Origin of the sequence: Acidovorax sp. (genome assembly GCF_021287135.1) — a bacterium.
GTDB lineage: Bacteria > Pseudomonadota > Gammaproteobacteria > Burkholderiales > Burkholderiaceae_C > Acidovorax.
The window spans coordinates 123,802-140,774 of sequence record NZ_JAJTBB010000085.1 but is presented as its reverse complement, the minus strand read 5'-3'; the positions used below and the strand labels follow the sequence as shown (position 1 = coordinate 140,774).

Annotated in this window: 15 protein-coding genes; 8 read left to right on the top strand and 7 right to left on the bottom strand. The window is 69.6% G+C overall.

What is annotated here, in order from left to right; translation table 11 throughout:
- Nucleotides 1–91: 91 nt before the first annotated feature.
- Genes LWW96_RS20255 through LWW96_RS20240 form a run of 4 tightly spaced genes read right to left on the bottom strand, consistent with a single transcriptional unit; the run spans nucleotide 92 to nucleotide 3,465 of the window.
- A complete protein-coding gene (locus tag LWW96_RS20255) occupies nucleotides 92–826 on the bottom strand; it encodes an SDR family oxidoreductase (protein ID WP_291489666.1) in 735 nt (244 codons plus the stop codon).
- A 2-nt stretch (nucleotides 827–828) separates the two neighbouring features.
- On the bottom strand, nucleotides 829–2,040 hold the full coding sequence (gene pcaF, locus LWW96_RS20250) for a 3-oxoadipyl-CoA thiolase (protein ID WP_291489665.1): 1,212 nt from the start codon (nucleotides 2,038–2,040) through the stop codon (nucleotides 829–831).
- A 31-nt stretch (nucleotides 2,041–2,071) separates the two neighbouring features.
- Complete coding sequence (locus tag LWW96_RS20245) at nucleotides 2,072–2,722, bottom strand: 3-oxoacid CoA-transferase subunit B (protein ID WP_291489664.1); 651 nt, start codon at nucleotides 2,720–2,722, stop codon at nucleotides 2,072–2,074.
- Between the two features lie 41 nt (nucleotides 2,723–2,763).
- Entirely contained in the window at nucleotides 2,764–3,465 is a 702-nt protein-coding gene (locus tag LWW96_RS20240; RefSeq protein ID WP_291489663.1) for a 3-oxoacid CoA-transferase subunit A, read from the bottom strand.
- A 103-nt stretch (nucleotides 3,466–3,568) separates the two neighbouring features.
- Here LWW96_RS20240 and LWW96_RS20235 point away from each other — a divergent pair, with 103 nt between their 5' ends.
- Nucleotides 3,569–4,378, top strand: coding sequence for an IclR family transcriptional regulator C-terminal domain-containing protein (locus LWW96_RS20235; RefSeq protein ID WP_291489662.1), 810 nt, complete (start codon nucleotides 3,569–3,571; stop codon nucleotides 4,376–4,378).
- Between the two features lie 33 nt (nucleotides 4,379–4,411).
- Here LWW96_RS20235 and LWW96_RS20230 read toward each other — a convergent pair whose 3' ends face one another.
- A complete protein-coding gene (locus tag LWW96_RS20230) occupies nucleotides 4,412–4,636 on the bottom strand; it encodes a hypothetical protein (RefSeq protein ID WP_291489661.1) in 225 nt (74 codons plus the stop codon).
- A gap of 198 nt (nucleotides 4,637–4,834) precedes the next feature.
- On the opposite strand from LWW96_RS20230, the gene LWW96_RS20225 reads away from it, so the two are divergent.
- The gene (locus LWW96_RS20225) at nucleotides 4,835–5,269 is read left to right on the top strand and encodes a DUF1841 family protein (protein ID WP_291489660.1); all 435 of its coding nucleotides are present in this window, start codon (nucleotides 4,835–4,837) and stop codon (nucleotides 5,267–5,269) included.
- Between the two features lie 22 nt (nucleotides 5,270–5,291).
- On the opposite strand, the gene LWW96_RS20220 is transcribed toward LWW96_RS20225, so the two are convergent.
- Both LWW96_RS20220 and LWW96_RS20215 read right to left on the bottom strand, forming a co-directional pair.
- Nucleotides 5,292–6,554, bottom strand: a complete 1,263-nt coding sequence (locus LWW96_RS20220; protein ID WP_291489659.1) for a putative Na+/H+ antiporter — start codon at nucleotides 6,552–6,554, stop codon at nucleotides 5,292–5,294.
- Nucleotides 6,555–6,731: 177 nt separating this feature from the next.
- The gene (locus tag LWW96_RS20215; protein ID WP_291489658.1) at nucleotides 6,732–7,394 is read right to left on the bottom strand and encodes a c-type cytochrome; all 663 of its coding nucleotides are present in this window, start codon (nucleotides 7,392–7,394) and stop codon (nucleotides 6,732–6,734) included.
- 100 nt (nucleotides 7,395–7,494) lie between these two features.
- Between LWW96_RS20215 and LWW96_RS20210 the strand changes: the two genes are divergently transcribed.
- The 6 genes from LWW96_RS20210 to LWW96_RS20185 all read left to right on the top strand — a co-directional run bounded on the left by LWW96_RS20210 (nucleotide 7,495) and on the right by LWW96_RS20185 (nucleotide 16,913).
- Nucleotides 7,495–8,343: a MoxR family ATPase gene (locus LWW96_RS20210; RefSeq protein WP_291489657.1), complete on the top strand. Its 849-nt coding sequence runs from the start codon at nucleotides 7,495–7,497 to the stop codon at nucleotides 8,341–8,343.
- On the top strand, nucleotides 8,344–8,580 hold the full coding sequence (locus tag LWW96_RS20205) for a hypothetical protein (protein WP_291489656.1): 237 nt from the start codon (nucleotides 8,344–8,346) through the stop codon (nucleotides 8,578–8,580).
- A 13-nt stretch (nucleotides 8,581–8,593) separates the two neighbouring features.
- Complete coding sequence (locus tag LWW96_RS20200) at nucleotides 8,594–9,196, top strand: GNAT family protein (protein WP_291489655.1); 603 nt, start codon at nucleotides 8,594–8,596, stop codon at nucleotides 9,194–9,196.
- An 18-nt stretch (nucleotides 9,197–9,214) separates the two neighbouring features.
- Nucleotides 9,215–10,402, top strand: coding sequence for a VWA domain-containing protein (locus LWW96_RS20195; protein ID WP_291489654.1), 1,188 nt, complete (start codon nucleotides 9,215–9,217; stop codon nucleotides 10,400–10,402).
- 149 nt (nucleotides 10,403–10,551) lie between these two features.
- Entirely contained in the window at nucleotides 10,552–12,534 is a 1,983-nt protein-coding gene (locus tag LWW96_RS20190; RefSeq protein ID WP_291489653.1) for a BamA/TamA family outer membrane protein, read from the top strand.
- The gene (locus LWW96_RS20185) at nucleotides 12,534–16,913 is read left to right on the top strand and encodes a translocation/assembly module TamB domain-containing protein (protein WP_291489652.1); all 4,380 of its coding nucleotides are present in this window, start codon (nucleotides 12,534–12,536) and stop codon (nucleotides 16,911–16,913) included. The genes LWW96_RS20190 and LWW96_RS20185 overlap by 1 nt, the downstream gene beginning before the upstream one ends.
- Nucleotides 16,914–16,973 lie beyond the last annotated feature (60 nt).

Here is a 16,973-nt window from a genome sequence, read left to right as displayed (position 1 = left end):
CGCGCCATGGCCTCAACCGGGTGCGGATGCCCCCCGGGCGAGAGTCGTTGGTTCACCCCTTTGGGGGTGACGTGGGAATCAGGTCAGGCTGTCAAACAGGCGCCACCCCCAGCGTGGTGCCGCCGCACACGTACAACACCTGGCCCGTCACAAAGCCGTTGTCGGGCGCAAGAAAGAACAGCGCCGCGCGCGCCACGTCCTCCGGTGTGCCCATGCGGCCCACGGCGATGCTGTTCAGGATGCGCTGCGTCTGCGGCGCGCCGTCGGGGTTGCTCTGGCGGAACAGTTCCGTGGCAATCGGCCCGGGGCCAATGGCGTTGACGGTGATGCCGTCACGCCCCAGCTCCATGGCCAGCGTGCGCGTCATGCCGATCAGGCCCGCCTTGGTGGCCGAGTAGACGATGCGCTCGCCCTTGCCCAAGGCGGCGCGCGACGACATGTTGACGATGCGGCCCTGGCCGCTGGCGCGCAGGGTGGGCAAAAAGGCCTGCACCAACAGCATGGGCGCGCGCAGGTGCAGGCCCACCACGTCATCCAGCTGCGCAGTGGTGGCGGTGTCGATGGTGCCGGGGCGCGTGGCGCCCGCGTTGTTCACCAGCGCCGTGACGTGGTGCCGGGCCGCAATCTCGGCGGCGCGCTCGCGGGTCGATGCTTCGTCGGTGAGGTCGCCTTGGTAGGAGGTGAGCAGCGGGTGGCTCCACGTGGGCAGCACGTAGTCCAGGTTGACCACGGCGCGGCCCTGGGCCAGCAGCGCCTCGGCAATGGCCTTGCCAATACCGTTGCTGGCGCCGGTGACGACGGTGACGGGTGTGCGTGGGTCCGCCATGCTCACACGCGCTCCAGGATCACGGCAATGCCCTGGCCCACGCCGATGCACATGGTGCACAGCGCGTATTGGCCCGCGTGTTCGTGGAGGCGGTTGACGGCGGTGGTGACCAGCCGCGCGCCACTGGCGCCCAGCGGGTGGCCCAGCGCAATGGCGCCGCCCCACGCGTTGACGCGCGCGTCGTCGTCCTGGATACCCAGCGCGCGCAGCACGGCCAGGCCCTGCGCGGCAAAGGCTTCGTTCAGCTCGATCACGTCCAGGTGGTCGATGGTCAGGCCCGTCTGCGCCAGCACCTTCTGCGTGGCGGGCGTGGGGCCAAAGCCCATGATGCGCGGCGCCACCCCGGCCACGGCCATGCCCACCACGCGGGCGCGGGGCTTGAGGCCGTACTTGGCGGCGTTGGCTTCATCGGCCAGCAGCAGGGCGCAGGCGCCGTCGTTCACGCCGCTGGCGTTGCCCGCCGTCACGGTGCCATCGGGCCGCACCACGCCCTTGAGCTTGGCCAGCGCTTCCAGGCTGGTCTCGCGCGGGTGCTCGTCCTGGCTGACGATGAGGGCGTCGCCCTTCTTCTGCGGGATGCGCACGGGCACGATCTCGCGCGCCAGGTGGCCGGCCTGGATGGCTGCCACGGCGTTGAGCTGGCTGCGCAGGGCCATGCGGTCTTGCGCTTCGCGCTCGATGCCAAAGTCGGTCGCGACGTTCTCGGCGGTTTCGGGCATGGAATCGACGCCGTACTTTTCCTTCATCAGCTTGTTGACGAAGCGCCAGCCAATCGTCGTGTCATACACCGCGTTGTTGCGGCTGAAGGCCGACTCGGCCTTGGGCATGACGAAGGGGGCGCGGCTCATGCTTTCCACGCCGCCCGCGATCATCAGGCCGGCCTCGCCCGCCTTGATGGCCCGCGCTGCGGTGCCCACGGCGTCGAGCCCCGAGCCGCACAGGCGGTTGATGGTGGCGCCGGGCACCTCCACGGGCAGGCCCGCCAGCAGGCTGGCCATGTGGGCCACGTTGCGGTTGTCCTCGCCAGCCTGGTTGGCGCAGCCGTAGAGCACGTCGGTCACCGCCGCCCAGTCCACGCCGGGGTTGCGGTCCATCAGGGCCTGGATGGGGATGGCGCCCAGGTCGTCGGTGCGCACGCTGCTCAATGCGCCGCCGTAGCGGCCGAAGGGGGTGCGGATGGCGTCGCAGATAAAGGCTTGGCGTTGGGGGCTCATGGTGTTGTCTCCTCGGTTCTTGGGGGATTCGTCAGGCGGCGGGGCGGATGGGCAGGCCCACCAGCCGCTCCAGCGCGGCCAGCGACAGGCCGGGCACGGTGTCGATGAGCTGCAGCCCGGCGGTCGTGCAGGCCAGTGTGCACAGATCGGTGTAGATGCGCTTCACGCACGCGACACCGGTCAGGGGATACGTGCAGCGCTCGACAACCTTGCTCGCGCCCTGCTTGGTGAGCAGGTCCATCATCACCCAGGTCTGCTTAGCGCCGATGGCCAGGTCCATGGCGCCACCCACGGCCGGGATGGCGCCGCGCTCGCCCGTGCTCCAGTTGGCCAGGTCGCCCGTGGCCGACACCTGGAAGGCGCCCAGCACGCAGATGTCCAGGTGGCCGCCGCGCATCATGGCGAAGCTGTCGGCGTGGTGGAAGTACGCGCCGCCGGGCAGCAGCGTCACGGGCTGCTTGCCGGCGTTGATGAGGTCGTAGTCCTCCCGCCCCGCCGCCGGCGCGGGCCCCATGCCCAGGATGCCGTTCTCGCTTTGCAGGATGACCTCGCGCCCCGCGGGAATGTGGTTGGCCACCAGCGTGGGCTGGCCGATGCCCAGGTTGACGTAGGCGCCGTCGTGGATGTCTTGCGCCACGCGCTTTGCCAACTCGTCTTTGCTGCGTTTTTGATAGCTGTTCACGCTTGTCCCTTCTGCGCTAGAGGTCGATTTCATTCAAAACCTCACGCAGATTGCTTGAAGCCGCCCGCCTGCGTGGCCGTGCGCTCGATCTTCACGACGTGGGTCACGTAGATGCCGGGGGTGACGATGGCCTCGGGGTCCAGGGCGCCCAGCTCCACCACCTCATGCACGGTGGCGATGGTGGTCTTGGCGGCGGTGGCCATGACGGGGCCGAAGTTGCGCGCCGACATGCTGTAGGTGAGGTTGCCCCAGCGGTCGCCCTGCTCGGCCTTGATCAGCGCCACGTCGCCATGGATGGGGTATTCGAGCACGTAGTGTTTGCCATTGATCTCGCGCGTTTCCTTCCCGGCTGCGAGTTCGGTGCCATAGGCCGTGGGGCAGAAGAACGCGCCGATGCCGGCCCCCGCTGCGCGCAGGCGCTCGGCCAGGTTGCCCTGGGGCACCAATTCCAGCTCCAGCTTGCCGCTGCGGTACAGCCCGTCGAACACATGGCTATCCACCTGGCGCGGAAAGCTGCAGATGATCTTGCGCACGCGGCCGGTCTGCAGCAGCGCGGCCAGGCCCTGGTCGCCGTTGCCGGCGTTGTTGTTCACCACCGTGAGGTCGCGGGCACCCTGCGCGATCAGGCCGTCGATCAGCTCGCCGGGAATGCCCGCCGTGCCGAACCCGCCAATCAACACCGTGGCACCATCCTGCACCCCCTGAAGGGCCTGGGCCACCGAGTCCGCCAGTTTGTTGATCATTGCAACGCTTTCTTGGTTACTCTGTTGTCTCTTTCGTATTTGTTCGCATATAGAACAAATGTTCGCTAAAAGAATTATAGTTGGCACACGTATGAATTCCCAAATGCCCGAAGGCAAAGACCCTGCCGCGCGAACGACGGACCCGAAACCCAGCGACAGCTATGTGCAGTCGTTCGCGCGCGGGCTGGAGGTCATCCGTTCGTTCAGCGCGGCCACGCCCGAGCAGACGCTGAGCGAGGTGGCGGCCCGCACCGGCCTGACCCGCGCCGGCGCGCGCCGCATCCTGCTCACGCTGCAGACGCTGGGCTATGTGGAGACGGACGGCAAACTGTTCCGGCTGAGCCCGCGCATCCTGGATCTGGGCTTTGCGTACCTGTCCTCGCTGCCGATCTGGAACCTGGCCGAGCCGGTGATGGAAGACTTGGTGGAGGCGGTGCGCGAGTCGTCCTCTGCCGCCGTGCTGGACGGCCTGGACATCGTCTACGTGCTGCGCGTGCCCACGCACAAGATCATGCGCACCACCCTGGGCGTGGGTTCGCGCCTGCCCGCGCTGTGGACGTCCATGGGGCGGGTGCTGCTCGCGGCCTTGCCCGACGACACGCTGCAGGCGCGGCTGGCCTCCGTGCCGCTGGCGCGCCACACCGAGCACACCACCAGCGATCGGGACGGGCTGCTGGAGCGCATCCGCGCCGTGCGCACCCAGGGCTGGTGCCTGGTGAACCAGGAGCTGGAGGAAGGTCTGATCTCGATCGCCGCACCGCTCACGGACCGCAGCGGCCGCACGGTGGCGGCCCTGAACATCAGCGGCCAGGCCAACCGCACCAGCGAGGCCCACATGCGCGAGCACATGCTGCCGGAGCTCCTGCGCGCCGCCGCGGCCATTTCACACCGGATGGGGGCGCCGCTGCGCTAGCTGAGGCCGGTGAAAAGCTGGACGCCCCTACGGTCAGCGCCGGCGAAACCCCAGCACCAACGCGGCACCGCCGAGCACCATCGCGCCCAGGCTCGCCCACTGCGGGATCACGAAGGCGTCCTGCTGCTCCTGCACCATCCATTGCACCGGCGACAGCGCTGCCGGGGCCGGCTCGCGCGCATACGGGCTGCCACCGGCCCAGAACGCAGCCAGGCCCAGCAGCAGCAACAGGACACCGACGATACGCATTGCATTCATGGCAAATATCTCCCTGCACCGGGGACTGGACTGGTGAATAGTGCACAGCGGCCCCCGCCCTCATCTCTGCGCTCCGCCAATGTAGGTGGCCGCAAGGCCGCGGCGCGTAGGACGCCGCCGCGGCGTGCAGCACCCCGGGCCGGTGCGCCGGTGTCCCCGCCCACCCGGAGCGAAGAGTGCCCGTGCTACGCTCGGCCCATGTTCAGCCCCTCCCAAGCCGACGTGCGCCGTTTTCTGTGCGGCGTGCACAGCAAGACCCAGGCCGGCGCTCCCATGGAAGCCATCGAGACGCTGGCCAGTCTGTGGATTGCCGAGCACCCCGAGTACCACGCCGACCTCTCGGACGCCGATGCCGCCGTGGCGCGCAACTACGACGAAACGCCCGGCCAGACCAACCCGTTCCTGCACCTGTCGATGCACCTGTCCATCAGCGAGCAATGCAGCATCGACCAGCCCCGCGGCATTCGCCAGGCGGTGGAGCTGCTGACGGCGCGCCTGGATTCGCTGCACGACGCCCACCATGCCGCCATGGAATGCCTGGGAGAGATGCTCTGGGAGAGCCAGCGCGCAGGCCGCCCCCCCGACGGCGACGCCTACATCGCCTGCGTGCAGCGGCGCGCCACGCGGGACTGACCCGCAGGCGCCGCGCGCCCCCTCACAGCAGCTGGAACGCCAGCACCGCCACCAGCGTGGGCGGCAGCGCACCCAGCAGCAACCCCAGAGGATGGATGGCCTGGTCGGCGAACTTCTCCTTCAGAATGGCTGCGCCCGCGGGGTTGGGCGCATTGGCGATCACCGTCAGGCCGCCGCCCGTCACCGCGCCAGCCACCAGCGCCACCTTGAATTCGTGGCTCAGCCCCTCCACCAAGGAACCCAGGTAGGTCAGCGCCGCGTTGTCGGTAAAGGCCGTCAGCGCCGCCGCGCCGAAGAACACGGCGTTGGCATCCATCTTCATCAGCACCGGCTGCAACCACCACTGCTGCAAACCGCCCAGCACCACCAGCCCGGCCAGAAAGAAAGCCACCAGCAGGGCCTCCCGCAGGATCAGCGGGTTCTGGTAGCGCTGGTAGGCATGGGTAAAGCCCATGAAGAACAGGAACAGCCCCAGGAACACCGGCGGGTGGTGCGCAAAGAGCACCACCAGCGTCAGGAACACCAGGTGCACGGCGATCACTGACAACGGCACGGGCAACTCGTCGGCTACGATCTTGCGCCCCATGTGCCCGACCTGGTGGCGGAACAGCAGCGTGGCCACCCCGGCGTTGACCCCCACGGCCACAGCGGCCTTCCAGCCGAAGTGGGACACCATGAACCACAGGTCCCAGCCCCATTGGCCGGCCACCATCAGCACCGGCGGGGCTGCAAACGGCGTGAGCGTGCCGCCGATGGAAATGTTCACGAACAGCACGCCAATGGTGGAGTACTTGAGCTTGCTCGACAGCGGCTGCGAGAACAGGAGGTCCCGCAGCATCAGCGCCGCCAACGTCATGGCGGCGGGCTCCGTGATGAACGAGCCCAGCAGCGGCACCGCCGACAGCACCACGAAATACATGGCCACGCCGCGCTGGAACGGCAGGCACCGCGCCAGCAGCCGCACCATGGCACCCGCCAGCTGCAGGATGGGCCGCGTGGCCGCGATCACCATGATGGCGAAGACGAACAGCGGCTCGGTGAAGTTGCGCGAATCCAGGTACGCCGTGGCTTCACTCTTCCCTTCCAGGGAAAACATGAACACCATGAGCACCAGCGCCCAGAATCCGAACACCACCTCCACCTCGCCCAGCAGATGCCAGATGCCCGCGTGCCGCGGCTGCGTGTGGGCCAGGTGTTCGAAATACCGGGTGGAGAAGGTGTGGAGGATGGCCAGGCCGAACAGGAGGGCGCCAATGGCCTGGATCAGGGTGGGAGATGCGTTCATGGGTCGTGGCAAAGCCGCGCGGCGGCCCGACCAGCGCATGAACCTGCCGAGCCCCCGCGGCTGCGACACCCGGTGCGCATTCTAAAACGCTGACGTTTATCAAGCCGCCCCAGAGGGGCATAAAAAAACCCGGCGGAGCCGGGTTTTTGTCGGGCCGAGGCGCGCAGTGCGGGCCGTTCAGCGAAAGCGCGACTGGGGCACGGTGTGCAGGTCGCCGTCCAGGCTGGCAACGTAGCCTGCCAGGGCCTTCAGCTCGGCGTTGGTGAACTGCTTGGCCACGCCGCCCATGATGGCGTTGCTGCGGCCCACGTTGGCGTTCTTCTCCACCTTGTACGACTTGAGCGCCACAAACAGGTAGTCCGCATGCTGGCCGGCAATCTTGGGGTACGACGGGTCGATGGGCTTGGCGAAGTTGTCGCCGTGGCAGGACACGCAGGCGCCCTTTTGCAGCAGCGCGGCCACTTGCACGCTGGGCTCGCGGCCCGCCTTGGCCGGCAGTTCCGTGCCGGTCTTGCCGTGCTGCTCGTAGTAGGCGGCGACGTCGGCAATGTCCTTCTCGCTCAGCGATTCGGCGATGCCGCGCATGGTGGGGTGCTTGCGGTCCCCCTTCTGGTAGGCGACCAGTGCGGAAGCGATGTACTTGGCGCCCTGGCCCGAAATCATGGGCACCTTGTGCACTTCCGGGAAGCTGGCCTGGTAGCCCGGAATGCCGTGGCAGCCGATGCACATGGCGATCTTTTGCTTGCCGGCTTCCACGTCGCCCTTGGCTTCCTGGGCATGGGAGATGGCGGTCACGGAAGCGACAGCCAGGGCGAATAGCGTGGTCAACGTTTTGTTCATTTTGCGCGCACAATCTCGTGGAAGTTCGGGGCTCTGCTCGACTGATGATTATAGCCAGCGCCTGTCAAGCCCATTCATCAATGTTTCGGTGATTTCCCTCATGAAATTTCAAGGTTCTCAGAACTACGTCGCCACCCAGGACTTGATGCTCGCAGTGAACGCGGCCATCACATTGCAGCGCCCGCTGCTCATCAAGGGCGAGCCCGGCACCGGCAAGACGATGCTGGCCGAGGAAGTGGCGCAGGCGCTGGACATGCCGCTGCTGCAATGGCACATCAAGTCCACCACCAAGGCGCAACAGGGCCTGTATGAATACGACGCGGTGAGCCGCCTGCGCGACAGCCAGCTCGAAGGCGGCAGCGACAAGGTCAAGGACATCCGCAACTACATCGTGCAGGGCGTGCTGTGGCAGGCCTTCACGTCCGACCGCCCCGTGGCGCTCTTGATCGATGAGATCGACAAGGCCGACATCGAGTTTCCGAACGACCTGCTGCGCGAGATCGACCGCATGGAGTTCTACTGCTACGAGACGCGGGAACTCATCAAGGCCAAGCACCGCCCGCTGGTGTTCATCACCTCCAACAACGAGAAGGAGCTGCCCGACGCCTTCCTGCGCCGGTGCTTCTTCCACTTCATCAAGTTCCCGGAGGCCGACACGATGCGCCAGATCGTGAACGTGCACTTCCCCACGCTCAAGAGCGAGCTGCTCACCGTGGCGATGAAGACGTTCTACGACGTGCGCAACCTGCCCGGCCTCAAGAAGAAGCCCTCCACCAGCGAGCTGATCGATTGGCTCAAGCTGCTGGTGGCCGAGGACATTCCGCTGTCGGCCCTGCAAAGCGCCGACAACAAGGTGGCCGTGCCGCCGCTGGTGGGCGCGCTGCTGAAGAACGAACAGGACGTGAGCCTGTTCGAGAAGCTCGTGTTCATGAACCAGCGCAACCGCTAAATGGCGCCGCAGGACCCCCACCACCTGCTGGCCCAGGGCGTGGCCGACGCGGTCGGCTTTGTGGGTGGCGCGCTGCTGGGGTTCTGGCTGGGCCAACTGCTGGGCATGGACATTTTTGCACCGGGCTACGGCACGGCCAGCCTGATCGGCATCGCGCTGGTGGGCCTGGGCGGCGGCCTGGGGCTGCACGGAGCGCGGTGGTGGCAGCGCAGCCGCCCCCAGCCGCCCAAGGATTGATGAGGAAAGACGCATGGCTTTTGTAGAACCCGTGACGCTGCGCGACCGCGGCGTGCGCCTGGAGCCCCTGGCATTGGTCCATGAAGACGGCCTGCGCACCGCAGCCGCCGATGGTGCGCTGTGGAACCTGCGCGTCACCTCGGTGCCCGAGCCCGAGAACACGCGCAAGTACATCGAGGACGCGCTGCGCATGCGCGACGAGGGCAACCGCTTTGCCTTTGCCGTGGTGGAGGACGCCACCGGCACCGTGCTGGGCACCACCAGCTACCACGACATCCTGCCTGCCGTGAAGCGCGTGGAGATCGGCTACACCTGGTACCGCCAGAGCGTGCAGCGCACGCACGTCAACACCACCGCCAAGCTCCTGATGATGGGCCACGCGTTCGACACGCTGGGCTGCCATGTGGTGGGCTGGCGCACGGACAACTTCAACTTTGCGTCGCAGCGCGCCATCGAGCGGCTGGGCGCCAAGAAGGACGGCGTGATCCGCGGCCACGCGCCGCGACGCGACGGCACCATCCGCGACACCGTGATGTACAGCATGCGCGCGGGCGAATGGCCGGAGGCCAAGGCGCAGCTGCTATACCTTTTGGAGCGCCGCGCGCACGCCCAGTAAGCGCCAGAGGCCAAAACTATGCTCATCGACTTCTTCTACACCCTGCGTTCGGCCAAGCTGCCGGTGTCGGTCAAGGAATACCTCACCCTGCTTGAAGCGCTGCAGGCGGGCGTGGTGGGCCCCAAGTCGGATGACGCGTGGAGCCTGGACGACTTCTACAACCTTGCGCGCCTCACGCTGGTCAAGGACGAGAAGCACTACGACAAATTCGACCGGGCCTTCGGCGCCTACTTCAAGGGCGTGGAGATGGTGGCCGATTTCACCAAGGACATCCCCGCCGACTGGCTGCGCAAGATCCTCGAAAAGGAACTCACGCCCGAGGAAAAAGCCGCCATCGAGAAGATGGGCTGGGACGAGCTGATGGAGACGCTCAAGAAGCGCCTCGAAGAACAAAAGGAGCGCCACGAGGGCGGCAGCAAGTGGATCGGCACGGGCGGCACCAGCCCGTTCGGCCACGGCGGCTACAACCCGCAGGGCGTGCGCATTGGCGGCGCGGGCAAGAACAAGAGCGCCGTGAAGGTGTGGGAGCAGCGCGCCTACAAGGACTACGACGACCAGCAGGAGCTGGGCACGCGCAACATCAAGGTGGCGCTGCGCCGCCTGCGCAAGTTTGCGCGCGAAGGGCACGAACTGGAGCTGGACCTGCCGGACACCATCCGCAGCACGGCCGCCAACGCCGGGTTCCTGGACATCAAGATGGTGCCCGAGCGGCACAACAACGTGAAGGTGCTGCTGCTGATGGATGTAGGCGGCACCATGGACGAGCACATCCAGCGCGTGGAAGAACTGTTCAGTGCCGTGAAGAACGAGTTCAAGCACCTGGAGTTCTACTACTTCCACAACTGCGTGTACGACTTCATGTGGAAGAACAACCGCCGCCGCTTTGCCGAGAAGTTCCCCACCTGGGACATCATCCGCAAGTACAACAAGGACTACAAGCTGATCTTCGTGGGGGACGCCACCATGAGCCCCTACGAGATCCTGCAGCCCGGCGGCAGCGTGGAATACAACAACGAGGAACCCGGCGCCGAGTGGATCCAGCGGCTGACGCACGCCTTCCCCAAGCACGCCTGGATCAACCCCGAGCCGCAGGGCGTATGGCAGTACCGCCAGAGCATCAGCATCATCCAGCAGCTCATCGGCAACCGCATGTACCCGCTGTCGCTCAAGGGGCTGGAAGAGACGATGCGGCTGCTGTCCAAGTGACGCGGCGCGGCCGGGCAGCCGCGGCGGATGCCCCGCGGGGCGGCGCATCGCGCGCTCCTGTCTGACACGCCCGGCCCGGCTTTGGGTGCATAGTGGCGGTGCCGCAGGCACTGCCGGACAGGCGCGGCGGCAGTGCCCGGCGTCCGCGCATGTACCATTTCGTCCTTCCTCCATTTCTTCCCGCTGTGCTGTCCCGCGTGTTGCGCCTGGTTTCCGCCCGATCTTCAACGCCGGCCCCGTGGCCGGCGTTGCTGCTTTCGGCTGCGCTGCTGGGCCTGCCCGGTTGCAGCCTGCTGCCCCACCGCACCGCGCCTGCAGACCCCGACGCCCCGGTGGCCGAGGCCGCGGGCGCGCCCGCGTTCGCGGTGGAAGTGCGAGCGCCCGGCACCGTGCGCGACACGCTGGAGCGCCACCTGGAGCTGCAGCGCTTTCGGCACCTGCCCGACCTGCACCCCAGCGAACTGCAGCGCCTGCTGGGCGCCACGGATGCCAATGCGCGCGAGCTGCTGGGCACGCTGGGCTATTTCGCGCCCACCATCACCGTGGAGCTGACCGAGACCCCAGAGAGCAAAGCCGCGCCGCGCACCGTCGTGGTCACGGTGGAGCCAGGCCCCCAGACGCGCATTGCCAGCGCAGCCATCGACTTCACCGGCCCCGCGGAGGCACCTGCCCCAGCGTCCGATGCGCAAGCCCCGCAGAGTGCGCCAGACCGGCAGCAGCAAGCCAGCCTGCGCCAGCAACAGCGCGTGCAGCGCGACTGGTCGCTGCAGCCGGGCCAGCCTTTCACGCAGAGCGCGTGGGACAGCGCAAAAAACGACGGCCTGCGCCAGTTGCAGGCCCGCCGCCACCCCACGGCGCGCATTGCCAACAGCCGCGCCGAGATCGATGCCGACACGCACGAAGCCAAGCTCAGCGTGACCTACGACCCCGGCCCCGCCTACCGCTTCGGCGCACTGCGCGTGCAAGGCAACGAACGCTATGACCCGGACGGCGCGCGCCGCCTGGCCCGTCTGCCCACGGGATCGGTGTACGACGAGGCCGAGATGCTGGATGCCCAGCTGCGGCTGGCCAGCAGCGGCTACTACGACGCCGTGTTCCTCACGCTCGACACCGAAGGCACCGACCCCCAGGCAGCCCCCGTGGTCGCCCATGTGCGCGAGGCCCCGCTGCAGAAGCTCGTGTTCGGCCCCGGCTTTTCCACCGACAGCGGCGCCCGGCTGTCGCTGGAGCACATCCACAACCGCCTGCCCGGCATCGGCTGGCGCGCGGTGAGCAAACTGTCGCTGGACCGCAAGGCCAAGCTCGCCAGCTCCGAGTGGACGGCCCTGCCGGACAACAACGGCTGGCGCTGGTTTGCCGGCGGCCAGGTGCAGCGCGAAGACACGGGCGACTACGAAACCAACAGCGGCCGCCTGCGTTCGGGCCGCAGCAAGAGCACCAAGACCATCGACCGCAGCTATTTCCTGCAGTACGACTACGCCAACAGCCAGGGCCCCAACGCCCCGCCTTCCGGCACGGCGGTGAGCGTGAACTATGGCTGGACAGGCCGCTACTTCAACAGCCTCACGGCTCCCACGCGCGGCCATGGCATCGCCGTGGAGCTGGGCCTGGGCACCACGCTGCGGCCCGAGCGCGACCCGTTCGTGCGCACGCTGGTGCGCTGGCAGACTTTCATCCCCGCGGGCCGCGTGCAGGACGACGCGGGCCAGGGCCGCAACGCGCGCATCGCCGTGCGCACCGAGGCCGGCGCCGTGCTGGCGCGTGACGGCGCGCAGGTGCCGGTGACCCAACTCTTCCTGACCGGTGGGGACACCACCGTGCGCGGCTACGGCTACCGCAGCATCGGCGCGCGCACCGACAACGGCCAGCTGTACGGGGGCCGCTACCTGGCCGTGGGCAGCGTGGAATGGCAGCGTCCCATCATCTACCAGGGCGCGATGACCGACTGGGAAAGCACCCTGTTCGTGGATGCCGGCGCCGTGGCCGACCACGCCGGCGACCTGGACCCCCGCGTGGGCGTGGGCGCCGGCGTGCGCTGGCGCAGCCCGGTGGGCCCGCTGCAGGCCGACCTGGCCTATGGCGTGAAGACCAAGGAAGTGCGGCTGCACCTGCGGCTGGGGTTCAGCTTCTGATGGCCGAAACCCGCCCTTCCTCGACCACCACGGCGCCCGCCCCCCGCGCGCGCGGGCCCTCTTCGGACTTCAGCGCCGGGGCTTCGTCCGCGCCGCAGCCGCCCCGGCGGCCACGGTCCCGCACGCGCCGCGTGCTGCGGGGCCTGGGGTGGCTGCTGGCCGCTCTGGTGGCACTGCTCATCGCTGCGGCCGCCGCGCTGTGGGGGTGGGCCGGTAGCGGCACCTCGCTGGCCGCAGCCCTGGCCCGCGCCGCGCAGTACCTGCCCGCCGGCCAACAGCTGGAAAGCCGCGACGTGACCGGGTCGCTGCGCAGCGGCGGGCGCATCGGCTGGCTGCGCTGGAGCAGCCCGTCGCTGTCGGTGGAGGTGAACGACATCGCACTGGGCTGGCAGCTCATGCCCCTGCTGCAGCGCCGCCTGGAGCTGGGCGAAGTGCATGCCGCCCGCGTGCAGATCACTCCCGCCGCCGATGCACCGCCCAGCACCGAGCCGCGTGCGCCGCTCACGCAGCTCCAGCTGCCGTTGCAGATCGGCATCCCCTTCCGCGTGGACACCCTCGAGTGGGCGGGCGCGCAGAACGTGCAGGTGCTGGGCCTGCAGGGCGACTACCGCTTTGATGGCCGGGAACACCGGCTGAAGATCGACCATGTGGAACTGGCGCAGGGCCGCTACACCGCCAGCGCCACCTTGCAGGCCGACGCACCCATGGCCTTGTCTGCCACCGTGGACGGCACCGTGCAGACCGCCGTGCCCGGGGGCGGTGCCCCGCTGCCCCTGGATGCCCTGGCCACGCTGCAAGGCTCCCTGGCGGCGCCCGATGCGTCGCTGGAGTTGAAGGCGCGCATCCGCCCCGCCACCGCCGCGGCGACGCCGCCGCCTGCTGCGCAGCCCGCCATGCAGGCCGACCTGGCCGCTACGCTCGCGCCCTGGGCCACCCAGCCTTTGCAGGCCGCCACGGCAACGCTGCGCGCCCTGGACCTGGCCGCGCTGTGGCCCCAAGCGCCCCGCACGCAGCTGCAAGGCTCCGTGCAGGCCGGGCCGGTGGAGGTGGCGGGCAACCACCCGAGCCCTCCCCCCCCTCCCCCGGCCACCGCGCCCGCGCCCTCTGGCACCGGCTGGTCCCTGCGGGCCGAGCTGCGCAACGATCTGCCCGGCCCCTGGGATCAGGGCCGCCTGCCCTTGTCCGCACTGCAGGCCGAGGCCCGCTACGACGGCACGCACTGGTCCGTGCCCCACGCCGTGGCCACCGCGGGGCCGGGCACCGCCACGCTGCAGGGCCGCTACACGCCCGCCACCCAGGCACTGGAAGGCCAGGCCGAGCTGCGCAACCTGCGCCCCGAACTGCTGCACACCGCGATGGCCGGCACGCCGCTGGCCGGCCGCATCAGCGCGCAAATGCAGGGCGAGCAGGTGCGCTTCAGCGCCGACATCCGCGCCACCGGGGCTGCGGCCGCGCCCGTGCGCGCCGCCCCAGGCCGCCCCGCCCGGCTCGGCATCCAGACCCTGACCGCGCAAGGCCGCTGGCAGCCCGCCCCACCGGGCAACGCCGCGGCAGGCGGCACCGTGCTGCTGGACCGCCTGCTGCTGGACGCCCTGCAGGCGCGCGCCGAAGCCACCGCCCTGCGCATTGGCCTGGCCGGGCCCGCCGTGCAGGGCCAGTTGGCCGTCACCGTGCCCGGCGGCTCCGCCCGGGCCCAGGGCAGCCTCGCGCCCGCCACCGGCAACGGCGAAGTGCAGTTGCAGTGGACGAGTGTGGAGGCCACCCAGCGCTGGCTCGCCAGCCTGCCCTGGGTGGGCAGCTCGGCACAGGCGGCCCTGCAAGGCGCCACGGCCCAGGGCGCAGCCTCGGTCACCGCGCGCTGGAAGGGCGGCTGGCAGACGCTGGCGCGCCAGCTGCAGGCGGCCAGCGGGGGCGGCGCCCTGCCCGCCGGCAAGGACACCTTTGCGCTGCAGGCCACGCTCGCCACGCCGCAACTCGACCTCGTGCTGCCTCCTGCCAAGGACCATGGCAGCCGGCCCACGGCGGTGCAGTTGCGCGGCGTGAAAGCCGAGCTGTCGGGCAACCTGCTGCAGGCCACCGGGGTGCTGGAAGGCGAAGCGCGCCTCAACGCCGGCCAGGCCCCGCAGGTGCAGCGCGCCAGCCTGCAGACGCGCTGGTCAGCCGGTTTGGCAGCGCCCGCCCAGTGGCGCGCACAGATCAGCGAACTGCGCCTGCAGGCGCAGGATGCACAGCGCCCCGGCCCCTGGACCTTGCAGCTGGCCGAGCCGCTGTCCATCACCGTGAACACGGCCTTGGGCACTGCCAGCGCCCCCCGGCGTGCGGCGGGTGGCAAGCCCGCGCCCAGCGCCCCCGTGACGCTCCAGACCTCAGCCGGCCAGGCCCGCCTGACCGGCCCGCTGCCGGGCACCGTGGCGCTGCGCTGGCAGCCCGTGCGACTGACCACCGGCGCCACCCTGCAAGTGCAATCACAGGGAACGCTTCAAGGCCTGCCCATGGCCTGGGCCGATGCGCTGGGCATGGGCGGCACCCCGGCCGCGGCCGGGGTGCCGGCGCAACCGCTGCTGGCCCGCATGGGCCTGGCCAGCACGCTGGTGCTGGACGGGCAGTGGAACGTGGACACCACCAGCACCCTGCGCGCCAGCGCAAGCCTGCGGCGGGCCAGCGGCGACCTGCGCATCCTGGCGGGCGACCCCACCGCCGTCACCGCCGTGCAAAGCCGCGGCCAGGGGGCCGGCGCAGGCGCCACCACCGTGATCGCCACCGAGGCCTCCGCCGCAGGGGCCGGCGGCACGCCCGCGGGCGTGCGCCAGGCCGAAGTCTCCATGGAAGTCGAAAGCGAAGCGTTGCGCGCCCGGCTCGCCTGGGCCAGCGAACGCGCGGGCGACATCGACGCCACGGCCAGCACCCGGCTCACCGGCGTGGGCGGCCCTGGAGGTGCCAGCACCGACCTGGCCGCCATCACCTGGGCGGCCGATGCCCCCCTGGCCGGCACGCTGCGCGCCCGCCTGCCCGATGCGGGCGTCTGGTCCGCCCTGGCGCCGCCCGGCTGGCGCGTGCGCGGCACCTTCGACGCCAACGCCACCCTGTCCGGCACGCGCGACGCGCCCCGCTGGGCCGGCACGCTGGGGGCCGACGGCCTGGCCGTGCGCTCCGTGGTCGACGGTGTGGACCTGCAGGGCGGCCGCCTGCGCGCCACCTTGCGCGGCAACCAACTGGACATCACCGAATTCCGCCTGCAAGGCGGGCGCGGCAGTGGCGCCCGCATTGCCGGCTTCAGCGGCAACCGCACCGCAGCGCCGCAGGACGGCGGCACCCTCAGCGGCACGGGGCGCATCACCTGGGACCCGGCCACGCAGGGCGCATCGGGCATCACCATGTCCATGCAGGCGCAGGCCCAGGCCTTGCAGGTGCTGGTGCGTGCGGACCGGCAGGTCAGCGTCTCGGGCCAGCTGCAGGCCCAGTTGCAGCAGGGCCAGCTGCGCCTGCGCGGCCAGCTCACCACCGACCGCGCTACCATCATCCTGCCCGACGAGACAGCGCCCACCCTGGGCTCGGACGTGGTGGTGCGCTCTGCCGCCAAGGACCGCGAAGACCAGGCCAAGGCGCAGGCCGCCGCCCAAGCCAACCAGAAGGCCGCCCAGGCCGAAACCGCCAAGCCGCCCGACATCGCCATCACCCTCAACCTGGGGCGCGACTTCGCACTCTCCGGCCACGGCATCACCACGCGCCTGACGGGCGAGGTCGACATCCGCAGCAACGCCGTGGCCGGCGCGCCGCCGCGCGTGACCGGCGAAGTGCGCACCGACGAGGGCCGCTACCGCGCCTGGGGCCAGATGCTGAATGTGGAAACCGGCCTGATCCGATTCAACGGGCCATACAACAACCCGTCGCTCGACATCCTGGCGCTGCGGCCCAACATCAGCGTGCGCGCCGGGGTGCAGGTGACCGGCAGCGCCCAGGCGCCCCGGGTCACGCTGTACTCCGACCCCGAACTACCCGACGCCGAAAAGCTATCGTGGGTGGTGCTTGGCCGCAACGCCTCCGCGGGCGGCGCCGAGGCCGCCGTGCTGCAGCAGGCAGCGCTCACCCTGCTGGGCCGCCGGAGCGGCGGCAACGCCGGCGCGGGCAACATGGCCAGCCGCATCGGCCTGGACGAAATCGGTTTTCGCGGCCCCGGTGCCGGCGACGACGCCAGCGCCGCCGCCCTCACCTTCGGCAAGCGGCTGTCGCAAGACCTGTACGTGACCTACGAACGCAGCCTTTCCGGAACGCTGGGCACGCTGTACATCTTTTACGACCTCTCGCGCCGGCTCACCCTGCGCGGCCAGACGGGCGAAAAGAGCGCTGTCGACCTCATCTACACCGTGAAGTACGACTGAAGCGGCCACGCAGGGCGCGCCCTCTGCGCTGCTGCACAGCCTCTACAATGCGCGGTTGCC